The 21,699-nt window shown below is 70.3% G+C and carries 1 protein-coding gene (cut by both window edges); it reads left to right on the top strand.

All 21,699 nt of this window come from inside a single coding sequence — locus AB0K00_RS37975, non-ribosomal peptide synthase/polyketide synthase, on the top strand. Of the gene's 31,842 coding nucleotides, 8,568 precede the window and 1,575 follow it; the stretch shown corresponds to coding positions 8,569-30,267 — codons 2,857 (complete) to 10,089 (complete); the first codon wholly inside the window starts at window position 1. Both codon boundaries (start and stop) fall beyond the window edges.

The raw sequence follows: 21,699 nt of genomic DNA, 5'->3' as shown, positions 1-21,699 counted from the left end.
GTGCCGGGCCTGCGACTGCTCAACGGGTACGGTCCGACGGAAAACACGACGTTCACGACGGTGCACGCGGTGCGGCCGCAGGATGTGGCCGGCGGTGGGAGTGTGCCGATCGGCGCGCCGATCTCTGGCACGCAGGTGTATGTGCTGGACAATCGGTTGGCGCCGGTGCCGGTCGGGGTGGCCGGGGAACTGTATGTCGCCGGTGCGGGTCTGGCGCGCGGGTACGTGGGTCGCGGTGGCCTGACTGGTGAGCGGTTCGTCGCCGACCCATTCGACCCGACTGGTGGCGCGCGGATGTATCGGACCGGGGATGTGGTGTCCTGGTCCGGTTCGGGTGACCTGACGTTCGTCGGCCGCGCCGACGAGCAGGTGAAGATCCGCGGGTTCCGGGTCGAGCCTGGTGAGATCGAGGTGGTGCTGACCGCGCACCCCCACGTGGCGCAGGCCGCGGTGATCGCCCGGGAGGACGCCACAGCGGAGAAGCGGCTGGTCGCCTACGTGGTGCTGGCGGATGGCGACAGCGACGGGTTGCCGGCGATCCTGCGTGGGTTCGTTGGTGACCGGCTGCCGGAATACATGGTGCCCGCCGCGGTGGTGGTGCTGGACGCGTTGCCGCTGACCGTGAACGGGAAGCTGGACCGCAGGGCCCTGCCCGCCCCGGACTTCGCGTCGACCGCCGGGACCGGTCGAGGCCCGGCCAACCCGCGCGAGGAGTTGTTGTGTCAGGCCTTCGCTGAAGTGCTGGACCTCGACCACGTCGGGGTCGATGACGACTTCTTCGCGTTGGGTGGGCATTCGCTGCTGGCGGTGCGGTTGATGAGCCGGTTGCGGGCGGTGTTCGGGGTTGAGCTGTCGTTGCGGGCGTTGTTCGAAGCGGCAACACCGGCTGGGCTGGCCGGCCGCCTGCCAGGTGCGGGGGTGGCGCGGTCCGCGCTGGTGCCGTGGGCGCGACCCGAGCGGGTGCCACTTTCCTATGCACAGCAACGGCTGTGGTTCATCGGGCAGCTCGAAGGCCACAGCTCGCTGTACAACATCCCAGAGGTGCTGGGCCTGTCCGGCGAGGTCGACACGACTGCGCTCGAGGCGGCGTTGCGGGACGTGATCGGCCGGCACGAGGTGCTGCGGACGGTGTTCCCGACTGTTGACGGTGAGCCGTTCCAGCAGGTGATTCGGCTGGATGACCTGGACTGGCGGCTGCAGGTGGTGGAGGTCGCGGCGGCGGAGCTCGGCGAGGCCGTCGAGTCAGCGGCGCAGTACGCGTTCGATCTGGCCACCGAGGTGCCGATCCGGGCGTGGTTGTTCGGTGATGGTTCGGATCAGCGGGTGTTGGTGGTAGTGGTGCATCACATTGCCAGTGACGGCTGGTCGATGGGGCCGCTTGCCGGTGATGTGTCGACGGCATATGCGGCGCGGCTGGCTGGTCGGGCGCCGGCGTGGGCGCCGCTACCGGTGCAGTACGCCGATTACGCGCTGTGGCAGCGTGATCTGCTTGGCGACGAGTCCGACCCGGACAGTGTGATCGCACGGCAGGTGTCGTATTGGCGGCGGGCCCTGGCGGGTGCGCCGGAGGAGCTGGCGTTGCCAGCGGACCGGCCGCGGCCCGCGGCGGCAAGCCACCGTGGGCACACCGTGCCGTTGCAGGTCGGCGCTGACCTGCACGCTCGCCTGTCGGAGGTTGCCCGTGCCGAGGGTGTGACCGTGTTCATGCTGCTGCAGGCCGGACTTGGTGTGCTGCTGTCGAAGCTCGGCGCCGGTACCGACATCCCGATCGGCGCGGCGATCGCCGGCCGTACGGACCAGGCACTTGATGATCTTGTCGGGTTCTTCGTCAACACGCTGGTGATTCGCACCGACCTGTCCGGTGACCCGTCGTTCGTCGAGCTGTTGGCTCGGGTGCGGGAGACGAGCCTGGCTGGGTTCGAGCATCAGGATGTGCCGTTCGAGCGGCTTGTTGAGGAGTTGTCGCCGGTTCGGTCGTTGGCGCGGCATCCGTTGTTCCAGGTGATGTTGGCGGTGCAGAACAACGCCGACGCGGTCCTGGACCTGCCGGGTGTGGAAGCCGGCGGACCTACCGTCCTAGCGGAGGGGACGTCCTCGTCGGCGAAGTTTGACCTGGAAATCACGGTATCGGAGGTATTCGGCACCGACGGCGCCGCGGCTGGCCTGCGCGGCACGCTGACCGGCGCGACTGACCTGTTCGACGCCGGCACCGTCGCCGACATCGCCCGCCGCTGGGTCCGGGTCCTGGAGGCCGTGCTGGAGAACCCCTCAACCCCGATCTTCAGCGTGGACGTTCTCACCGTGGGTGAGCGGCGTCGGATGTTGGTGGAGTGGAACGACACAGCGGTTGCGGTCCCGGCGGGGACGGTTCCGGAGTTGTTGGCGGCGCAGGTGGTGCGGTCGCCGGACGCGCCTGCGGTGCGTGGTGACGGGGTCGAGTTGTCGTATGCGGAGTTGGATGCTCGGGCGGGTCGGTTGGCTCGGTTGTTGGTTGATCGTGGGGTGGGTCCGGAGTCGGTGGTCGCGGTGTGTTTGGACCGTGGTGCGGATCTGGTGGTGGCGTTGCTGGCGGTGTGGAAGGCCGGTGGTGCGTATCTGCCGGTGGATCCGGAGCTGCCGGTGGAGCGGGTTGCGTTCATGTTCGGTGATGCCGGAGCGCAGTGTGTCCTGACGTCCTCGGCCCGCGCCGCGGGTGTGCCGGGGACGTTGCCGACGGTGGTGGTCGACGATCCTGGGGTTGCGGCGTACGACGGTGATGCGGTGGTGCCGGCGACGCTGCTGCCGGCGCACCCGGCGTATGTGATCTACACGTCGGGTTCGACCGGCACGCCGAAGGGTGTCGTGGTCACGCATGCCGGGCTGGGCAGTCTGGTGGCGGCGCAGGCGGAGCGGTTCAGCCTGAGCGGCGACAGTCGGGTGTTGCAGTTCGCGTCGGTGGGGTTTGATGCGGCGACCGCTGAGATGTTCGTGTCGTTGTGTTCGGGTGCGTGCCTGGTCGTGGCCGCGGCGGATGAGCTGCTGCCGGGTGCTGGCCTGACGGGAGTGCTGACCCGGTTCGGGGTGACGCATGCGACGTTGCCGCCCGCGGTGCTGGCAGTCCTCGCCCGGGAAGACCTGGCGTCGGTCACCACCCTGGTGTCCGCTGGTGAGGCGTTGAGCGCAGAACTGGTTGACAGATGGGCGCCGGGACGCCGGTTGGTGAACGCGTACGGGCCGACGGAGACGACGGTGTGTGCGTCGATGTCGCAGCCTTTGACGGTCGGTGACGTGCCGACGATCGGTGGCCCGATCGTCAACACCAGGGTGTACGTGCTCGATGACCGGCTCGTGCCGGTCCCGCAGGGCGTCGCCGGTGAGTTGTATGTCGCCGGTGCCGGGTTGGCGCGTGGGTATGCGGGCCGGACCGGTTTGACGGCGGGTCGGTTCGTCGCGAACCCGTTCGGTGTGGGTGGTCGGTTGTATCGGACCGGAGATGTGGCGCGGTGGACCGCCGGCGGGGACCTGGTGTATCTGGGTCGCGCGGATGAGCAGGTGAAGGTTCGCGGGTTCCGGATCGAACCCGGCGAGATCGAGGCGGCGTTGACCGCCCACCCGCAGGTGATGCAGGCGACGGTCATCGTGCGCGAGGACACGGTCGGGGACAAGCAACTGGTCGCCTACGTAGTGGCAGGGCAGGAAGCCGTGGCGGACCTGCCGGCGGTGCTGCGCCGGTCGGTGGCGGAGCGGCTCCCGGCGTACATGGTCCCGGCGGCGGTTGTGGTCCTGTCCGCGTTGCCGTTGACGGTGAACGGGAAGCTGGACCGCAAGGCGTTGCCGGCGCCGGACTTCGCCGCGACCGGAAGCGTCGGTCGGGGTCCGGCGAATGCGCGGGAGGAGGTGTTGTGTCAGGCGTTCGCCGAGGTGCTCGGTGTTGCCGACGTCGGTGTCGACGACGACTTCTTCGCGTTGGGTGGGCATTCGCTGCTGGCGGTGCGGCTGGTGGAGTGGTTGCGGGTGCGGGGTGTGTCGGTGTCGGTGCGGGCGCTGTTCCTGTCTCCGACCCCGGCCGGGCTGGCAGCGTCAGCCGGTGGTGTGAGCGTGGAGGTCCCGGCGAACCTGATCCCGGCCGGTGCACAGGTGATCACGCCGGACATGCTGCCGCTGGTCGAGTTGACCGAGGCTGAGGTCCAGGCCGTGGTCGGCACGGTCGAGGGCGGCGCCGCGAATGTCGCCGACATCTACCCCCTCGCGCCGCTGCAGGAAGGCATCCTGTTCCACCACCTGCTCGCTGACGGCGGTCAGGACGTGTACGTCACCCCCACGGTGATCGAATTCGACGACCGCGGCCGCCTCGACCGGCTCGTCGCGGCGCTGCGGCACGTCATCGACCGGCACGACGTGCTGCGAACCTCGGTGGTGTGGGCCGGGTTGCGGGAGCCGGTGCAGGTGGTGTGGCAGTCGGCGACCCTGCTGGTGACCGAGGTCAGCCTGCCGGCCGGAACCACAGACCCGGTGGCGGCGCTGATGTCGGCGGTCGGGTCGTCGATGGACCTGGGCCGCGCACCGCTGCTGGACCTGCACGTCGCGGAGATCGCCGACGGCCGGCTGCTGGGGCTGCTGCGAATGCATCACCTGACGCAGGACCACACGACGCTGGACGTGGTGATGGCCGAGATGGAGGCGGTGCTGTCGGGTCGCGTCGACACGCTGCCGGAGCCGCTGCCGTTCCGGGACTTCGTGGCGCAGGCCCGCGCCGGGCTCCTCAGCGGGGAGCACGAGGAGTACTTCCGGGAGTTGCTGGCCGGGGTGGATGAGCCGACGGCGGCGTTCGGGGTCAGCGATGTTCGCGGCGACGGGTCCGGCCTGGTACAGGCAGGGCAGGCCCTGGACCCCGCCCTGGCGGCGCGGTTGCGTGACACGGCCCGGCGGCTCGGGGTGAGCCCGGCGACGGTGATGCATGTGGCGTGGTCGCGGGTACTTGCGGTCGTCTCCGGTCGTGAGGATGTCGTGTTCGGCACCGTACTGTTCGGCCGGATGAACGCCGGCGCAGGCGCGGACCGGGTGCCGGGGCTGTTCATCAACACACTGCCGGTGCGGATGCGCTCCGGCGAACTGGATGTGCTGGCAGCGGTCGACGCGATGCGCGGGCAACTGGCCCGCCTGCTGGAGCACGAGCATGCGTCGCTGGCGTTGGCGCAGCAGGTCAGCGCGGTGCCCGGTGACCTGCCGCTGTTCACCACGCTGTTCAACTACCGGCACGACAGCGCCGGCCAGCAAGACAGTGGCGATGGCCCGGACGGGTTCGAGGGTGTCCGCACCGTGTACTCCCGGGAGGGCACCAACTACCCGGTGACGGTGTCGGTCGATGACAACGGGACCGGCTTCGGGCTGACCGTGGACGCGGTCGGGCCGATCGACCCGCAGGCAGTCGCAGGGATGCTGCACACCGTGGTCGCGGGTCTCGTCCCGGCGTTGGAAGCCGGTCTCGACGGTGGCACCCGGACGCTGCTGTCCGAGGTCGGCGTGTTGGGTGCGGCCGAGCTGGATCGCGTGCTGCGTGCGTGGAACGACACCGCGGCCGAGGTGCCGGCCGACACGCTGCCTGGATTGTTCGCGGCGCAGGTGGCGCGCACTCCGAACGCACCGGCCCTCGTGTTCGAGGGCGCGACGCTGTCCTACGCCGAGTTGGACGGTCGCGCGAATCGTCTGGCTCGGTTGTTGATGATCCAGGGTCCGGATTCGGTGGTGGGGGTGTGTCTGCCGCGCGGTGTGGACATGGTGGTGGCGTTGCTGGCCGTGGTGAAGGCCGGCGCTGCGTACCTGCCGATCGATCCGGACCTGCCGGCCGACCGGATCGCATTTATGCTGGCGGATGCGGGCGCGGCGTGTGTCGTGTCCGACGGGACGTTGGCCGGGTTGGGTGTGCCGGTCGTGCACATCGACGACCAGGGCGGTTCGGACGCGAACCCGGGTGTGCGGGTGGTGCCGGAGCAGGCGGCGTATGTGATTTACACGTCTGGATCGACCGGCGTCCCGAAGGGCGTAGTGGTGTCCCACGCTGGCATCGTGAACCGTCTGGTGTGGATGCAAGCTCGGTTCGGGCTGCAGCCGGGAGACAGGGTCCTGCACAAGACGCCATTTGGTTTTGACGTGTCGGTGTGGGAGTTGTTCTGGCCGTTGATCCAGGGCGCGGTCATGGTCGTCGCCCGTCCGGGCGGCCACCGCGACCCGGGCTACGTGGCGGAGCTGATCCGCGACCAGCACGTCGACACCGTGCACTTCGTGCCGTCGATGCTGGAGGCGTTCCTGGCGACCCCGCAGGCGGCCGAGTGTGGCGTGCTCAGGCGGGTGGTGTGTTCTGGTGAGGCGTTGGGTGCGGCGGTCCGGGACCGGTTCTTCGAGGTCCTGCCGGACGTCGGGTTGTTCAACCTCTACGGCCCGACCGAAGCATCGGTCGACGTGACCGAGTGCGCGGTCCCAACTGAGGGGCCCGTCCCGATCGGTCGTCCGGTGTTCAACACCCGTGTCTACGTCCTGGACGACCGGTTGGCGCCCGTCCCGGCTGGGGTCGCCGGCGAGTTGTATCTTGCCGGGGTCCAACTGGCCCGCGGCTATGTCAGCCGTCCCGGCCTGACGGGGGAGCGGTTCGTCGCGGACCCATTCGACGCTGGTGGCCGGTTGTACCGCACCGGTGACGTGGTCCGCTGGTCGGCGGATGGGGACCTGGTGTATCTGGGTCGCGCGGATGAGCAGGTGAAGATCCGCGGGTTCCGGATCGAGCCAGGCGAGATCGAGGCGGTCATCGCCACCCACCCGCAGGTCGCGCAAGCCGCTGTCATTACTCGTGAGGACACTGCCGGGGACAAGCGCCTCGTCGCGTATGTGGTTCCGGCCGATGGTGACGGCGACGACCTGCCGCTGGTGCTGCGTAGGTTCGCGGCCGATCGGCTGCCGGAGTACATGGTGCCGTCCGGAATCGTGGTGCTGGCCGCGCTGCCACTGACCGTGAACGGGAAGCTGGACCGCAAGGCCCTGCCCGCGCCGGACTTCGCGGCCACCGCCGGGACCGGACGCGGCCCGGCGAACGTGCACGAAGAACTGTTGTGTCTGGCGTTCGCGGAGGTACTGGGTCTCGACGCCATCGGAGTCGACGACGACTTCTTCACACTCGGCGGGCACTCGCTGCTGGCCGTGCGCCTGGTGAGCCGGCTCCGGGCCGTCTTCCGGGTGGAGCTGCCGCTGCGGGTGCTGTTTGAGGCCGCGACCCCGGCCAAGCTCGCCAGCCGGCTGTCCGGAGCGGAGCGGGCCCGGTCGGCGCTGGTGCCGTGGGCGCGGCCGGAGCGGCTGCCGCTGTCGTACGGGCAGCAACGGTTGTGGTTCATCGGCCAGCTGGAAGGCCCGACCGCCACGTACAACGAGCCGGTGACGCTGCGACTGTCCGGCGACATCGACGCTGCGGCGCTCGAGGCGGCGTTGCGGGACGTGATCGGCCGGCACGAGGCGCTGCGCACCGTGATCCGGACAACCGCGGACGGCCGGCCGTACCAGCACATCATCGCCGTCGAGGACCTCGATTGGCGGCCGCAGCGGCTCGAGGTGACCCCGTCGGACCTTCCTGCCGCGGTGACGGCGGCGGCCGGGTACACCTTCGACCTGGCGGTGGAGGTGCCCATCCGGGTGTCGCTGATCAGCGATGGGTCGGGTGATCAGGTGCTGGTGATGGTGGTGCATCACATCGCCAGCGACGGCTGGTCGATGGTGCCGCTGGCCGCCGACGTGTCAACCGCCTACACCGCGCGGCTGGCCGGTCGGGACCCGGTGTGGGAGCCGCTGCCGGTCCAGTACGCCGACTATGCGCTGTGGCAGCGGGAACTGCTCGGCGACGAGGACGACCCGGACAGCCTGATCTCACGGCAGGTGTCGTATTGGCGGCAGGCCCTCGCCGGGGCGCCGGAAGAGCTGGCGTTGCCGGCGGACCGGCAGCGGCCGGCGGTCGCCAGCCACCGCGGATACACGGTGCCGGTGCGGATCGGCGCCGAGCTGCACGCGCGGTTGCTGCGGGTGGCCCGGGCCCAGGGCGTGACCGTGTTCATGCTGCTGCAGGCCGGGCTGGGGGTGCTGTTGTCGAAACTCGGCGCCGGCACCGACATCCCGATCGGTACGCCGGTCGCGGGACGCGGTGATGAGGCCCTGGACGATCTGGTCGGGTTCTTCGTCAACACCCTCGTCATGCGGACCGATCTGTCGGGTGATCCGACGTTCACGGAGTTGTTGGGTCGGGTGCGGGAGACGAGCCTCGCCGGCTTCGAGCACCAGGACGTGCCGTTCGAACGCCTCGTTGAGGAGCTGTCCCCGACGCGGTCGTTGGCCCGGCATGCGCTGTTCCAGGTGATGCTGACGGTGCAGAACGTCGCCGACGCGGTGCTGAACCTGCCTGGGGTGTACGCCGGCGGACAGGAGACCGCGGCAGACACGGAGGCGGAGACGCCCGCGGTGGAGGAGACGTCGGCGGCGAGGTTCGACCTGAACACCATCGTCGGGGAGACCTTCGACGCCGACGGTGCCCCCGCCGGGATGCAGGGGGTGCTGACCGGGGCGGCCGACCTGTTCGACGCCGCCACGGTGGCATCGATCGCCGAGCGCTGGGTGCGGGTGCTGGAATCGGCGCTGGCCGACCCGGACCTGCCGATCTCCAGGGTGGACGCGCTGGACGCGGGCGAGCGCCGCCGGCTGCTGGTCGAGTGGAACGACACAGCCGACCCGATCGGCGCAGCGACCCTGCCGGAGTTGTTCGCGGCGCAGGTCGCGCGGGACCCGGACGCGGCAGCGGTGGTGTGCGACGGGGTTGCGGTGTCGTACGCGGAGTTGGATGTCCGGTCGGATCGGGTCGCGTGGCACCTGGTCGGGTTGGGTGTCGGCCCGGAGCGACTGGTGGGGGTGTGCCTGGAACGTGGCGTCGAGTTGATGGTGGCGTTGCTCGGCGTGCTGAAGGCAGGCGGCGCGTACCTGCCGATCGACCCGGAGTATCCGGTGGAGCGGATCGCGTTCATGCTGGCCGATGCCGGGCCGATCGTCGTGCTGGCGTCTTCGGCGACCGCGGATGTTGTGACGCGGGCCGGGGCGCCGGTGACGGTGTTGGATGAGACGCAGTTGCCGCCGGTCGCGGCCGGTGACGTGGTGCCGGCGTCGCTGGTCGCGGCGCACCCGGCGTATGTGATCTACACGTCCGGGTCGACGGGGACGCCGAAGGGTGTGCTCGTCTCGCACGCCGGGTTCGCGAGCTTCGCGGCCGGTCACGCCCGCCTGCTGGGAGTGGGCGCAGGAGATCGGGTGGGGCAGTTCGCGTCGGCGAGCTTCGACACGTTCGGCTGGGAATGGTCCATGGCGCTGCTGCAGGGGGCGGCGCTGGTGGTCATTCCGTCCGCGCAGCGGTTCGGGGCGGCGTTGACGGGGCTGCTGGCGGCCGAGGCGGTGTCGTTTGTGACGCTGCCGCCGGCGGTGCTGGCGTTGCTGGACCCGGCGTCGATCGGGCCGGACGTGACGGTCGTGGTGGCCGGGGAGGCGTGCACGCCGGAGCTGATGGCGCGGTGGGCGCGGGGGCACCGGATGTACAACTCGTACGGTCCGACCGAGACGACAGTGGACGCGACACTGTGGCAGTGCGATCCGAGTGCCGAGCAGGTGGCGATCGGCCGGCCGGTGGTCAACACCCGCGTGTACGTGCTGGATGCGTGGTTGTCGCCGGTGCCGGTGGGCGTGGCCGGTGAGTTGTATGTGGCCGGTGCCGGTCTGGCGCGCGGGTACGTGGCGCGGGCCGGGCTGACGGCCGGGCGGTTCGTGGCGGATCCGTTCGACGCTGCCGGCGGGCGGCTGTATCGCACGGGGGACGTGGTGCGCTGGACCGCTGCGGGTGAGCTGGTGTTCGTGGGACGGTCCGACGATCAGGTGAAGATCCGCGGGTTCCGGATCGAGCCCGGTGAGGTCGAGGCGACACTGACCGCGCACGAGCGGGTGCTGCAGGCCACGGTGATCGCCCGGGAAGACGAGCCCGGCGACAAGCGACTGGTCGCCTATGTGGTTCCGGCCGGTGACGGTGTCGGGTTGCCGGCGGCGCTGCGGGAGTTCGCCGCGTTGCGGCTGCCGGAGTACCTGGTGCCCTCCGCCGTGGTCGTCCTCGATGCCCTGCCGCTGACCGCCAACGGGAAACTCGACCGCAAAGCCCTGCCCGCGCCGGACTTCAACCCCGCGGCGGGCGTCGGGCGCGGCCCGGCGAACGTGCGCGAGGAACTGCTGTGCCAGGCGTTCGCCGAGGTCCTCGGACTGGAATCCGTTGGGGTCGATGACGACTTCTTCGCCCTGGGCGGGCACTCGCTGCTGGCCGTGCAACTGGTCGAATGGCTCCGGGTGCGGGGTGTGCCCGTGTCGGCGCGAGCGTTGTTCGAGGCGCCGACACCGGCCGGGCTGGCCGCGGTGGCGGGTCCCGCCACGATCGAGGTTCCCGCGAACCGGATCCCCGCGGGCGCACAGACGATCACACCGGACATGCTGCCGCTGGTGGAGCTGACCGAAGCCGAGATCGAAGCGGTGGTCAGGCGGGTCGACGGCGGCGCGGGCAACGTCGCCGACATCTACCCTCTCGCGCCGTTGCAGGAAGGGATCCTGTTCCACCACCTGCTCGCCGACGGCGGCAAAGGCGCCTACGTCACCTCATACGTGCTGCAGTTCGACGACCGCGCCCGGCTGGACCGGTTCGCTGGAGCGTTCCAACAGGTCATCAACCGGCATGACGTGTACCGGACGTCGGTGGCGTGGGAGGAGCTCCGCGAGCCGGTGCAGGTGGTGTGGCGGTCGGCGACCCTGCCGGTGACCGAGGTGACCCTGCCGGACGATGCCGAGGACCTGGTAGCGGAGCTGCTGTCGGCTGTCGGTTCGTCGATGGACCTGGGCCGCGCGCCGCTGCTCGACATGCACGTGGCCGAGGTCGCCGACGGCCGGTGGCTGGCGTTGCTGCGGATGCACCACCTGGTCCAGGACCACACAGCGGTGGAGGTGGTACTGGGAGAGATCGAGGCGGTGCTCCTGGGCCGAGCCGACACGCTGCCCGAGCCTTTGCCGTTCCGGGATTTCGTGGCGCAGGCCCGAGCCGGCCTGGCCGGTGGCGGGCATGAGGCGTTCTTCCGGGAGCTGCTGGCGGGGGTGGACGAGCCGACGGCGGCATTCGGAATCAACGACGTTCGTGGTGACGGGTCGGCGGTGGTACGGGCCGGCGTCGGGCTGGACGCTCGCCTGGGTCGGCGGCTGCGGGAGGTGGGCCGCCGGTTGGGCGTGAGCCCGGCGACGGTGATGCATGTGGCGTGGTCGCGGGTCCTCGCGGTGGTGTCCGGTCGTGAGGATGTTGTGTTCGGGACGGTGCTGTTCGGCCGGATGAACGCCGGTGCCGGCGCTGACCGGGTGCCGGGCTTGTTCATGAACACGCTGCCGGTGCGGGTGCCGACCGGCGGTCTGGATGTGTTGGCCGCGGTCGACGCGATGCGGGGTCAGCTCGCTCGTCTGTTGGAGCATGAGCATGCGCCGTTGGCGTTGGCGCAGCGGGTTAGTGCGGTGCCGGGCGACCTGCCGCTGTTCACGACCCTGTTCAACTACCGGCACAACAGCGGCGGTGAAGCTGAGGGCGGCGATGCCGCCAGCGGGTTCGAGGGCGTCCGAGCGATGTACTCCCGGGAGAGCACCAACTACCCGGTGACGGTGTCGATCGAAGACGACGGGACCAGTTTCGGGCTGACCGTCGACGCGGTCGCGCCGATCGACCCGCGGGCGGTCGCGGAGATGCTGCACACCGTGGTCACCGGTCTCGTCCCGGCATTGGAAGCCGGTCTCGACGGCGGCGCGCGGACGCCGCTGTCCGAGCTCGGTGTGCTGGGTGCGGCCGAGCTCGATCGGGTGCTGCGTGCGTGGAACGACACCGCGGTCGAGGTGCCGGCCGAGACGTTGCCGGGGTTGTTTGCGGCGCAGGTGGCGCGGACTCCGGACGCGCCGGCGGTGGTGTTTGAGGGCGCGACGCTGTCCTACGTCGAGTTGGACAGTCGGGCGAACCGTCTGGCCCGGTTGTTGATGAGCCGTGGTGTCCGTGCGGACTCCGTGGTGGGTGTGCGCCTGCCGCGGGGTGCGGACCTGGTGGTTGCGTTGCTGGCCGTGGTGAAGGCGGGTGGTGCCTACTTGCCGATTGATCCGGATCTGCCGGCTGAGCGGGTGGCGTTCATGGTGGCGGATGCGGGCGCGGTGTGTGTGGTGTCCGAGGTTGAGCTGGCGGAGTCGGAGGGTCTGCCGGATGCGGGCCCGGGTGTGCGGGTCGTTCCGGCGCAGGCGGCGTATGTGATCTACACGTCTGGGTCGACGGGCGTCCCGAAGGGTGTGGTGGTGTCCCACGCTGGGATCGTGAACCGCCTGGTGTGGATGCAGGCGCGGTTCGGTCTGGCGCCTGGAGACCGGGTGTTGCACAAGACGCCGTTTGGTTTTGACGTGTCGGTGTGGGAGTTGTTCTGGCCGTTGATCCAGGGCGCGGTGATGGTGGTGGCCCGTCCGGGTGGCCACCGCGACCCGGGGTACGTGGCGGAGCTGATCCGTGATGAGCACGTGGACACCGTGCATTTCGTGCCGTCGATGTTGGAGGCATTCCTGGCCGCACCGCAGGCAGCCGAATGCGGTGGTCTCAGGCGAGTGGTGTGTTCCGGTGAGGCGTTGGGAGCGGCAGTCCGGGACCGGTTCTTCGAGGTCCTGCCGGACGTTGGGTTGTTCAACCTCTACGGCCCGACCGAAGCGTCGGTCGACGTGACCGAATGCGCGGTCCCGGCAGCAGGACCGGTGCCAATCGGTCGTCCGGTGTTCAACACCCGTGTCTACGTCCTCGACGACCGGTTGGCGCCGGTCCCGGCTGGGGTTGCCGGCGAGTTGTATCTGGCCGGGGTGCAACTGGCCCGCGGCTACGTCAGCCGTCCCGGTCTGACGGGAGAGCGGTTCGTCGCGGACCCGTTCGACAACGGGGCACGGCTGTACCGGACCGGTGATGTGGTGCGGTGGTCCAACGACGGCGATCTGGTGTATCTGGGTCGGGCGGACGAGCAGGTGAAGATCCGCGGGTTCCGGATCGAGCCGGGCGAGATCGAGGCGGTCATCGCCACCCACCCGCAGGTCGCCCAGGCCGCGGTGATCGCCCGCGAGGACACCGCCGGGGACAAGCGCCTCGTCGCGTATGTGGTTCCGGCCGATGGTGACGGCGACGGACTGCCCGGGACGTTGCGCGGGTTCGCAGAAGGCCGGTTGCCGGAGTACATGGTGCCGACCGTGATGGTGCTGGCCGCGTTGCCACTCACCGTGAACGGGAAGCTGGACCGCAAGGCCCTGCCCGCACCGGATTTCGCCGCGGCCGCAGGAGCAGGGCGCGGGCCGGCGAACGTCCGCGAAGAACTGTTGTGTCTGGCGTTCGCGGAGGTACTGGGACTCGACGCCATCGGAGTCGACGACGACTTCTTCGCACTCGGCGGGCACTCACTGCTGGCCGTGCGCCTGGTGAGCCGGGTCCGGGCAATGTTCGGCGTGGAGCTGCCGCTGCGGGCGTTGTTCGAGGCGCCGACACCGGCACGGTTGGCCGGCCGGTTGGCGGGTGCGGGGGTCGCACGGTCGGCGCTGGTGCCGTCGGAGCGGCCAGAGCATCTGCCGTTGTCCTACGCGCAGCGCCGGCTGTGGTTCATCGGGCAGCTGGAGGGTCCGAGCGCGATCTACAACATCCCGATGGTGCTGGGCCTGTCGGACCAGGTGGACGCGCAGGCCCTCGAGGCGGCGTTGCGGGACGTCATCGGCCGGCACGAGGTGCTGCGCACGGTCTTCCCGACTGTTGACGGGCAGCCGTTCCAGCAGGTGATCCCGGCCGAAGACCTGGAATGGCAGCTGCACCTGGTGGACGCGGCAGCGGCGGAGCTGGCCGAGGCGGTGGATGCGGCGACGCAGTACACGTTCGATCTGGCCACCGAGGTGCCGATCCGGGCCTGGCTGTTCAGTGACACCGGTGAGCGGGTGCTGGTGGTGGTCGTGCACCACATCGCCGGCGACGGCTGGTCGATGGGGCCGCTGGCCGCGGACGTCACGACCGCCTACGCGGCCAGGGCGGCTGGGCAGGCTCCGGCGTGGGACCCGCTGCCGGTGCAGTACGCCGACTACACGCTGTGGCAGCGGCACCTGCTTGGCGACGAGTCCGACCCGGACAGCGTGATCGCACGGCAGGTGTCGTATTGGCGGCAGGCCCTGGCCGGTGCGCCCGAGGAGCTGGCGTTGCCGACGGACCGGCCGCGGCCCGCGGCGGCAAGCCACCGTGGGCACACCGTGCCGTTGCAGGTCGGCGCGGACCTGCACGCCCGTCTGTCGCAGCTCGCCCGGGCCGAGGGCGTGACCGTGTTCATGCTGCTGCAGGCCGGACTGGGTGTGCTGCTGTCGAAGCTCGGCGCCGGCACCGACATCCCGATCGGCGCGGCGATCGCCGGTCGCACGGACCAGGCACTCGATGACCTTGTCGGGTTCTTCGTCAACACGCTCGTGATCCGCACCGACCTGTCCGGTGACCCGACGTTCGTCGAGTTGCTGGCTCGGGTGCGGGAGACCACGCTGGCCGGGTTCGAGCACCAGGATGTGCCGTTCGAGCGCCTCGTTGAGGAGCTGTCGCCGGTCCGGTCGTTGGCACGGCATCCGTTGTTCCAGGTGATGTTGGCGGTGCAGAACAACGCCGACGCGGTCCTGGACCTGCCGGGTGTGGATGCCGGCGAACCTGCCGCCCCGGCGCCGGCGCCGGGGATGTCGTCGTCGGCGAAGTTCGACCTGGAAATCGTCGTGTCGGAGGCATTCGGTGCCGACGGCACCCCCGCCGGCATGCAGGGGGTGCTGACCGGCGCGGCCGACCTGTTCGATGCCGGCACCGTCATCGACATCGGCCAGCGCTGGGTTCGGCTGCTGGAAACCGTACTGACCAACTCGACCACCCCGATCTCCAGCGTGGACGTTCTCACCGTGGGTGAGCGGCGTCAGATGTTGGTGGAGTGGAACGACACGGCGGTTGCGGTGGCTGCTGGGACGGTTCCGGAGTTGTTGGCGGCGCAGGTGGTGCGGTCGCCGGACGCGCCTGCAGTTCGCGGCGACGGAGTCGAACTGTCGTATGCGGAGTTGGATGCTCGGGCGGGTCGGTTGGCTCGGTTGTTGGTTGATCGTGGGGTGGGTCCGGAGTCGGTGGTTGCGGTGTGTTTGGACCGTGGTGCGGATCTGGTGGTGGCGTTGCTGGCGGTGTGGAAGGCCGGTGGTGCGTATCTGCCGGTGGATCCGGAGCTGCCGGTGGAGCGGGTTGCGTTCATGTTCGGTGATGCCGGAGCGCAGTGTGTCCTGACGTCCTCGGCCCGCGCCGCGGGTGTGCCGGGGACGTTGCCGACGGTGGTGGTCGACGATCCTGGGGTTGCGGCATACGACGGCGACGCCGTGGTGCCGGCGACGCTGCTGCCGGCGCACCCGGCGTATGTGATCTACACGTCGGGTTCGACCGGCACGCCGAAGGGTGTCGTCATCACACACGGCGGCGCGGTGAACCTGGTCGCGACGCGGACGCAGCAGTTCGAGCTCGGCGTGGGCAGCCGGGCACTGCAGTTCGCCTCCGTCGGCTTCGACGCGGCGACCTGGGAACTTCTGCTGGCACTGAGCTCCGGTGCGTGCCTGGTGGTGGCCCCCGCGTGGGAACTGCTACCGGGTGCCGGCCTGGCCGAAGTGGTGGCCCGGCACGACGTGACGTTCGCGTGGCTGCCGCCGGCCGTGCTGGCTGTCCTGGCACCGGAGGACCTGGCCTCGGTCACGTCCCTGGTGACCGGCGGCGAGGCACTGAGCGGAGAGCTCCTGGACCGGTGGGCGCCCGGCCGGCGGTTCATCAACCCGTACGGTCCGACCGAGGCGACGGTATCCGCGACCATGTCGGGTCCGTTGGTCCCCGGACAGGACCCCCACATCGGCGGGCCGAACGCGAACACACAGGTGTACGTGCTGGACGACCGGCTCTGCCCGGTGCCGGTCGGTGTGGCCGGGGAGCTCTACATCGCGGGCGCGGGTCTGGCCCGTGGGTACGCCGGGCGTGGCGGTCTCACCGGCCAGCGGTTCGTCGCGTGTCCGTTCGGCACGTCCGGGGAGCGGATGTACCGGACCGGGGACGTGGTGCGTTGGAGCGCCGACGGGACGCTGACGTATCTGGCCCGAGTCGACGAGCAGGTGAAGATCCGTGGGTTCCGGATCGAACCCGGTGAGGTCGAGGCGGTGGTGTCCGCGCATCCGCGGGTGGCCCAGGCCGCGGTGATCGCCCGTGAGGACACGACCGGGGACAAGCGGCTCGTCGCCTACGTGGTCCCGGCCGGCGGCGACGGCGACGGGTTGCCGGCGCTGCTGCGCGGCTTCGTGGGTGAGCGGTTGCCGGAGTACATGGTGCCGGCGGCGGTGGTGGTCCTGGCTGCGTTGCCGTTGACGGTGAACGGGAAGCTGGACCGCAAGGCGTTGCCGGCGCCGGACTTCGCCGCGACTGGAAGTGTCGGTCGGGGTCCGGCGAATGCGCGGGAGGAGGTGTTGTGTCAGGCGTTCGCGGAGGTGCTCGGTGTTGCCGACGTCGGTGTCGACGACGACTTCTTCGCGTTGGGTGGGCATTCGCTGCTAGCGGTGCGCCTGGTGGAGTGGTTGCGGGTGCGGGGTGTGTCGGTGTCGGTGCGGGCGCTGTTCCTGTCTCCGACCCCCGCCGGGCTGGCAGCGTCGGCCGGTGGTGTGAGCGTGGAGGTCCCGGCGAACCTGATCCCGGCCGGTGCGCAGGTGATCACGCCGGAGATGCTGCCGCTGGTCGACCTGTCCGAGGCTGAGGTCCAGGCCGTGGTCGGCACGGTCGAGGGCGGCGCGGCGAATGTCGCGGACATCTACCCTCTCGCACCGCTGCAGCAGGGCATCCTGTTCCATCACCTGCTGGCCGACGGCGGTGACGACGTCTACCTGACCTCGTTCGTGCTCGAGTTCGACGGCCGTGACCGGCTGGACCGGTTCGCTGGGGCGTTGCAGCAGGTCGTCGACCGGCACGACGTGTTCCGGACGTCGGTGGTGTGGACAGGGATACAGGAGCCGGTGCAGGTGGTGTGGCGGTCGGCGACCCTGCCGGTGACCGAGGTCGGCCTGCCGGACGACGCCGAGGACGCGGTGGCGGCGCTGATGTCGGCGGTCGGGTCGTCGATGGACCTGGGCCGCGCACCGCTGCTGGACCTGCACGTCGCCGAGGTGACCGACGGCCGCTGGCTGGGACTGCTCCGGGTGCATCACCTGGTCCAGGACCACACGGCGTTGGATGTGGTGACGGGCGAGATCGACGCGGTGCTGGCCGGCCGGGCCGACCTCCTGCCCGAGCCACTCCCGTTCCGCGACTTCGTGGCGCAGGCCCGGGCGGGCGTGGCCGGCGGGGAGCACGAGGAGTACTTCCGGGAGCTGCTGGCCGGGGTGGACGAGCCGACGGCGGCGTTCGGAGTCAGCGATGTCCGCGGCGACGGGTCCGGCCTGGTGCGGGCCGGGCAGACCCTGGAGCCGGGCCTGGCGGCGCGGTTGCGTGACACGGCCCGGCGGCAGGGCGTGAGCCCGGCGACGGTGATGCATCTGGCGTGGTCGCGGGTTCTCGCGGTGGTGTCCGGTCGTGAGGATGTCGTGTTCGGCACGGTGTTGTTCGGCCGGATGAACGCCGGTGCCGGTGCTGACCGGGTGCCGGGGCTGTTCATGAACACGCTGCCGGTGCGGGTGCCGACCGGCAGCGTGGATGCGCTCGCTGCGGTCGACGCGATGCGCGGGCAGCTGGCCCGCCTGCTGGAGCATGAGCATGCGCCGTTGGCGTTGGCGCAGCAGGTCAGCGCGGTGCCGGGCGACCTACCGCTGTTCACCACGCTGTTCAACTACCGGCACAACAGCGCCGGCCAGTCGAGCAGCGGCGACGGACCGGACGGGTTCGAGGGTGTCCGCACCGTGTACTCCCGGGAGAGCACCAACTACCCGGTGACGGTCTCGATCGAAGACGACGGGACCGGCTTCGGGCTGACCGTCGACGCGGTCGGGCCGATCGACCCGCGGGCGGTCGCCGGGATGCTGCACACCGCCGTCGGGCACCTGGTGTCGGCGCTGGAGGACAGCGGGACGCGGCCGATGTTGTCGGCGATGCCGGTCTCCGACGAGGTCGAGCTCGATCGGGTGCTGCGTGCGTGGAACGACACCGCGGTCGAGGTGCCGGCCGAGACGTTGCCGGGGTTGTTTGCGGCGCAGGTGGCGCGGACTCCGGACGCGCCGGCGGTGGTGTTCGAGGGTAATGCGTTGTCCTACGCCGAGTTGGACAGTCGAGCGAACCGTCTGGCCCGGTTGTTGATGAGCCGTGGTGTCCGTGCGGACTCCGTGGTGGGTGTGCGCCTGCCGCGCGGCGCGGACCTGGTGGTTGCGTTGCTGGCCGTGGTGAAGGCGGGTGGCGCCTACTTGCCGATTGATCCGGATCTGCCGGCTGAGCGGGTGGCGTTCATGGTGGCGGATGCGGGCGCGGTGTGTGTGGTGTCCGAGGTTGAGCTGGCGGAGTCGGAGGGTCTGCCGGATGGGGGCCCGGGTGTTCGGGTCGTTCCGGCGCAGGCGGCGTATGTGATCTACACGTCTGGGTCGACGGGCGTCCCGAAGGGTGTGGTGGTGTCCCACGCTGGGATCGTGAACCGTCTGGTGTGGATGCAGGTCCGATATGGTCTGGCACCGGGGGACCGGGTGTTGCACAAGACGCCGTTCGGTTTTGACGTGTCGGTGTGGGAGTTGTTCTGGCCGTTGATCCAGGGCGCGGTCATGGTCGTCGCCCGTCCGGGTGGCCACCGCGACCCCAGCTACGTCGCCGAGCTGATCCGCGACCAGCACGTCGACATGGTGCATTTTGTGCCGTCGATGTTGGAGGCGTTCCTGGCGGTTCCGCAGGCGGCTGAGTGTGGTGGTCTCAGGCGGGTGGTGTGTTCTGGTGAGGCGTTGGGTGCGGCGGTCCGGGATCGGTTCTTCGAGGTCCTGCCGGGCGTGGGGTTGTTCAACCTGTACGGCCCGACCGAAGCGTCGGTCGACGTGACCGAGTGCGCGGTCCCAACTGAGGGGCCGGTGCCGATCGGTCGTCCGGTGTTCAACACCCGCGTCTACGTCCTGGACGACCGGTTGGCGCCCGTCCCCGTCGGGGTCGCCGGCGAGTTGTATCTGGCCGGGGTGCAACTTGCGCGGGGCTACGTCAGCCGTCCCGGCCTGACGGGGGAGCGGTTCGTCGCGGACCCGTTCGACAACGGGGCACGGTTGTACCGGACCGGTGACGTGGTCCGCTGGTCCGGCGACGGCGATCTGGTGTATCTGGGTCGGGCGGATGAGCAGGTGAAGATCCGTGGATTCCGGATCGAGCCCGGCGAGATCGAGGCGGTCATCGCTACCCACCCGCAGGTTGCCCAGGCCGCCGTCATTGCTCGTGAGGACACCGCCGGCGACAAGCGCCTCGTCGCCTATGTGGTTCCGGCTGATGGCGACGGCAACGACCTGCCCGCGGTGCTGCGTGGGTTCGCCGCAGACCGGTTGCCGGAGTACATGGTGCCCGCCGCAACCGTGGTGCTCACTGCGCTGCCACTGACCGTGAACGGGAAGCTGGACCGCAAAGCGTTGCCGGCGCCGGACTTCGCGGCGAATGCTGGGACCGGTCGTGGCCCGGCGAACGTCCGCGAGGAGTTGCTCTGCCAGGCCTTCGCCGAGCTCCTCGGCCTCGACGCCGTCGGTGTCGATGACGACTTCTTCGCGCTCGGCGGGCACTCGTTGCTGGCCGTGCGGCTGGTGGAGTGGCTGCGGGTACGTGGGATGTCGGTGTCGGTGCGCAGGCTCTTCGACGCTCCCACACCCGCCGGGCTCGCCGCCGCTGCAGGAGCGGTCACCGTCGACGTCCCGGCGAACCTGATCCCCGCCAACGCACAAGCCATCACCCCGGACATGCTGCCCCTGGTGGACCTCACCGAGGCCGAGATCCAGGCAGTGGTCAGCCAGATCCAGGGCGGTGCGGCCAACGTCGCGGACATCTACCCCCTCGCGCCGCTGCAGGAGGGCATGCTGTTCCACCACCTGCTCGCCGACGGCGGCGACGACGTGTACGCCGTACCGCGCGCGTTCGAACTGCCCGACCGCGACGGACTCGACCAGTTCGTCGCCGCGCTGCAGCAGGTGATCGACCGCCACGACATCTTCCGCACCTCCGTGGTGTGGTCGGGACTGCGGGAACCGGTGCAGGTGGTGTGGCGGTCGGCGATCCTGCCGGTCACCGAGGTCCGCCTCGCCGCCGACGCCCCAGACCCGGCGGCCGCGCTGATGTCGGCGGTGGGCCTGTCGATGGACCTGGGCCGCGCCCCGCTGATCGACGTCCACGCGGCGGAGCTGCCCGGCGGTCGATGGCTGGCCCTGGTGCGGATCCACCACCTGGTGCAGGACCACACCGCGGTGGAGGTCGTGTACAACGAGGTGCGGGCGGTCCTGGCCGGGCGCACCGACGAGCTGACCGCGCCGCTGCCGTTCCGAAACTTCGTCGCCCAGGCCAGATCCAGGGTCAGCGCCGAAGGGAACGAGCAGTTCTTCCGCGAGCTGCTGGCCGGCGTCGACGAGCCGACCGCGGCGTACGGAGTCACCACGGTCCGCGGCGACGGCTCGGGGGTGACCACCGCATCCGGGCACATGGGCGCCGACCTGGGCACACGGCTGCGGGAGGTGTCCCGGCGGCTGGGGGTCAGCCCGGCGACGGTGATGCACGTGGTGTGGTCGCGGGTCCTCGCCGTCGTCGCGGCCCGCGAGGACGTCGTGTTCGGGACGCTGCTGTTCGGGCGGATGAACGCCGGCGCCGGCGCCGACCGGGTACCCGGGCTGTTCATCAACACACTCCCGGTGCGGATGCGCACCGGCGACCTCGACGTCATGGCCGCCGTCACCGCGATGCGGAGCCAACTGGCCGGGCTGCTCGAGCACGAACACACCCCCCTCGCCCTCGCCCAGCGCGCGAACGGCCTACCGGCGAACGCGGCGCTGTTCAACTCGCTGTTCAACTACCGGCACAACACCCTCGACCGGCCACAGGACAGCGACACCGCCGCCGACGAGACAACGACCAGCGTGCAGCAGGTGTTCGTACGGGAGCGAACGAACTATCCGCTGACCGTGTCGGTCGACGACGACGGCGCCGGATTCGGCGTGCTCGTCGACGCGGTGACGCCGATCGACCCCGGCGCGGTGGTCGGCATGATCTTCACGGTGGTCGAGGGACTGGTGACCGGGCTCGAAGAAGGACTCGAGGGCGGGCCGCGGGCGCCGCTGTCGAGCGTGCCGGTGCTGGACGCGGCCGACCTCGACCGCGTGCTGGTGGAGTGGAACGACACGGCGGTTGAGGTGCCTGCCGAGACGCTGCCAGGGTTGTTCGCGGCGCAGGCGGCGCGGACACCCGACGCGGCGGCGGTGGTCGGTGACGGGATCGAGGTGTCGTTCGCGGAGCTGGAGGCGCGGGCGAACCAGCTGGCCCGGTACCTGACGAACCTTGGAGTGGGCGCCGAGTCGGTGGTGGGCGTCAGCCTGCCCCGAGGCGTCGATCTGATCGTGGCGCTGCTGGCGGTGGTG

Source organism: Dactylosporangium sp. NPDC049525, assembly GCF_040676755.1.
Lineage (GTDB): Bacteria > Actinomycetota > Actinomycetes > Mycobacteriales > Micromonosporaceae > Dactylosporangium.
The sequence above is the reverse complement of the archived record's forward strand: the minus strand, read 5'-3'. Positions and strand labels throughout refer to the sequence as shown.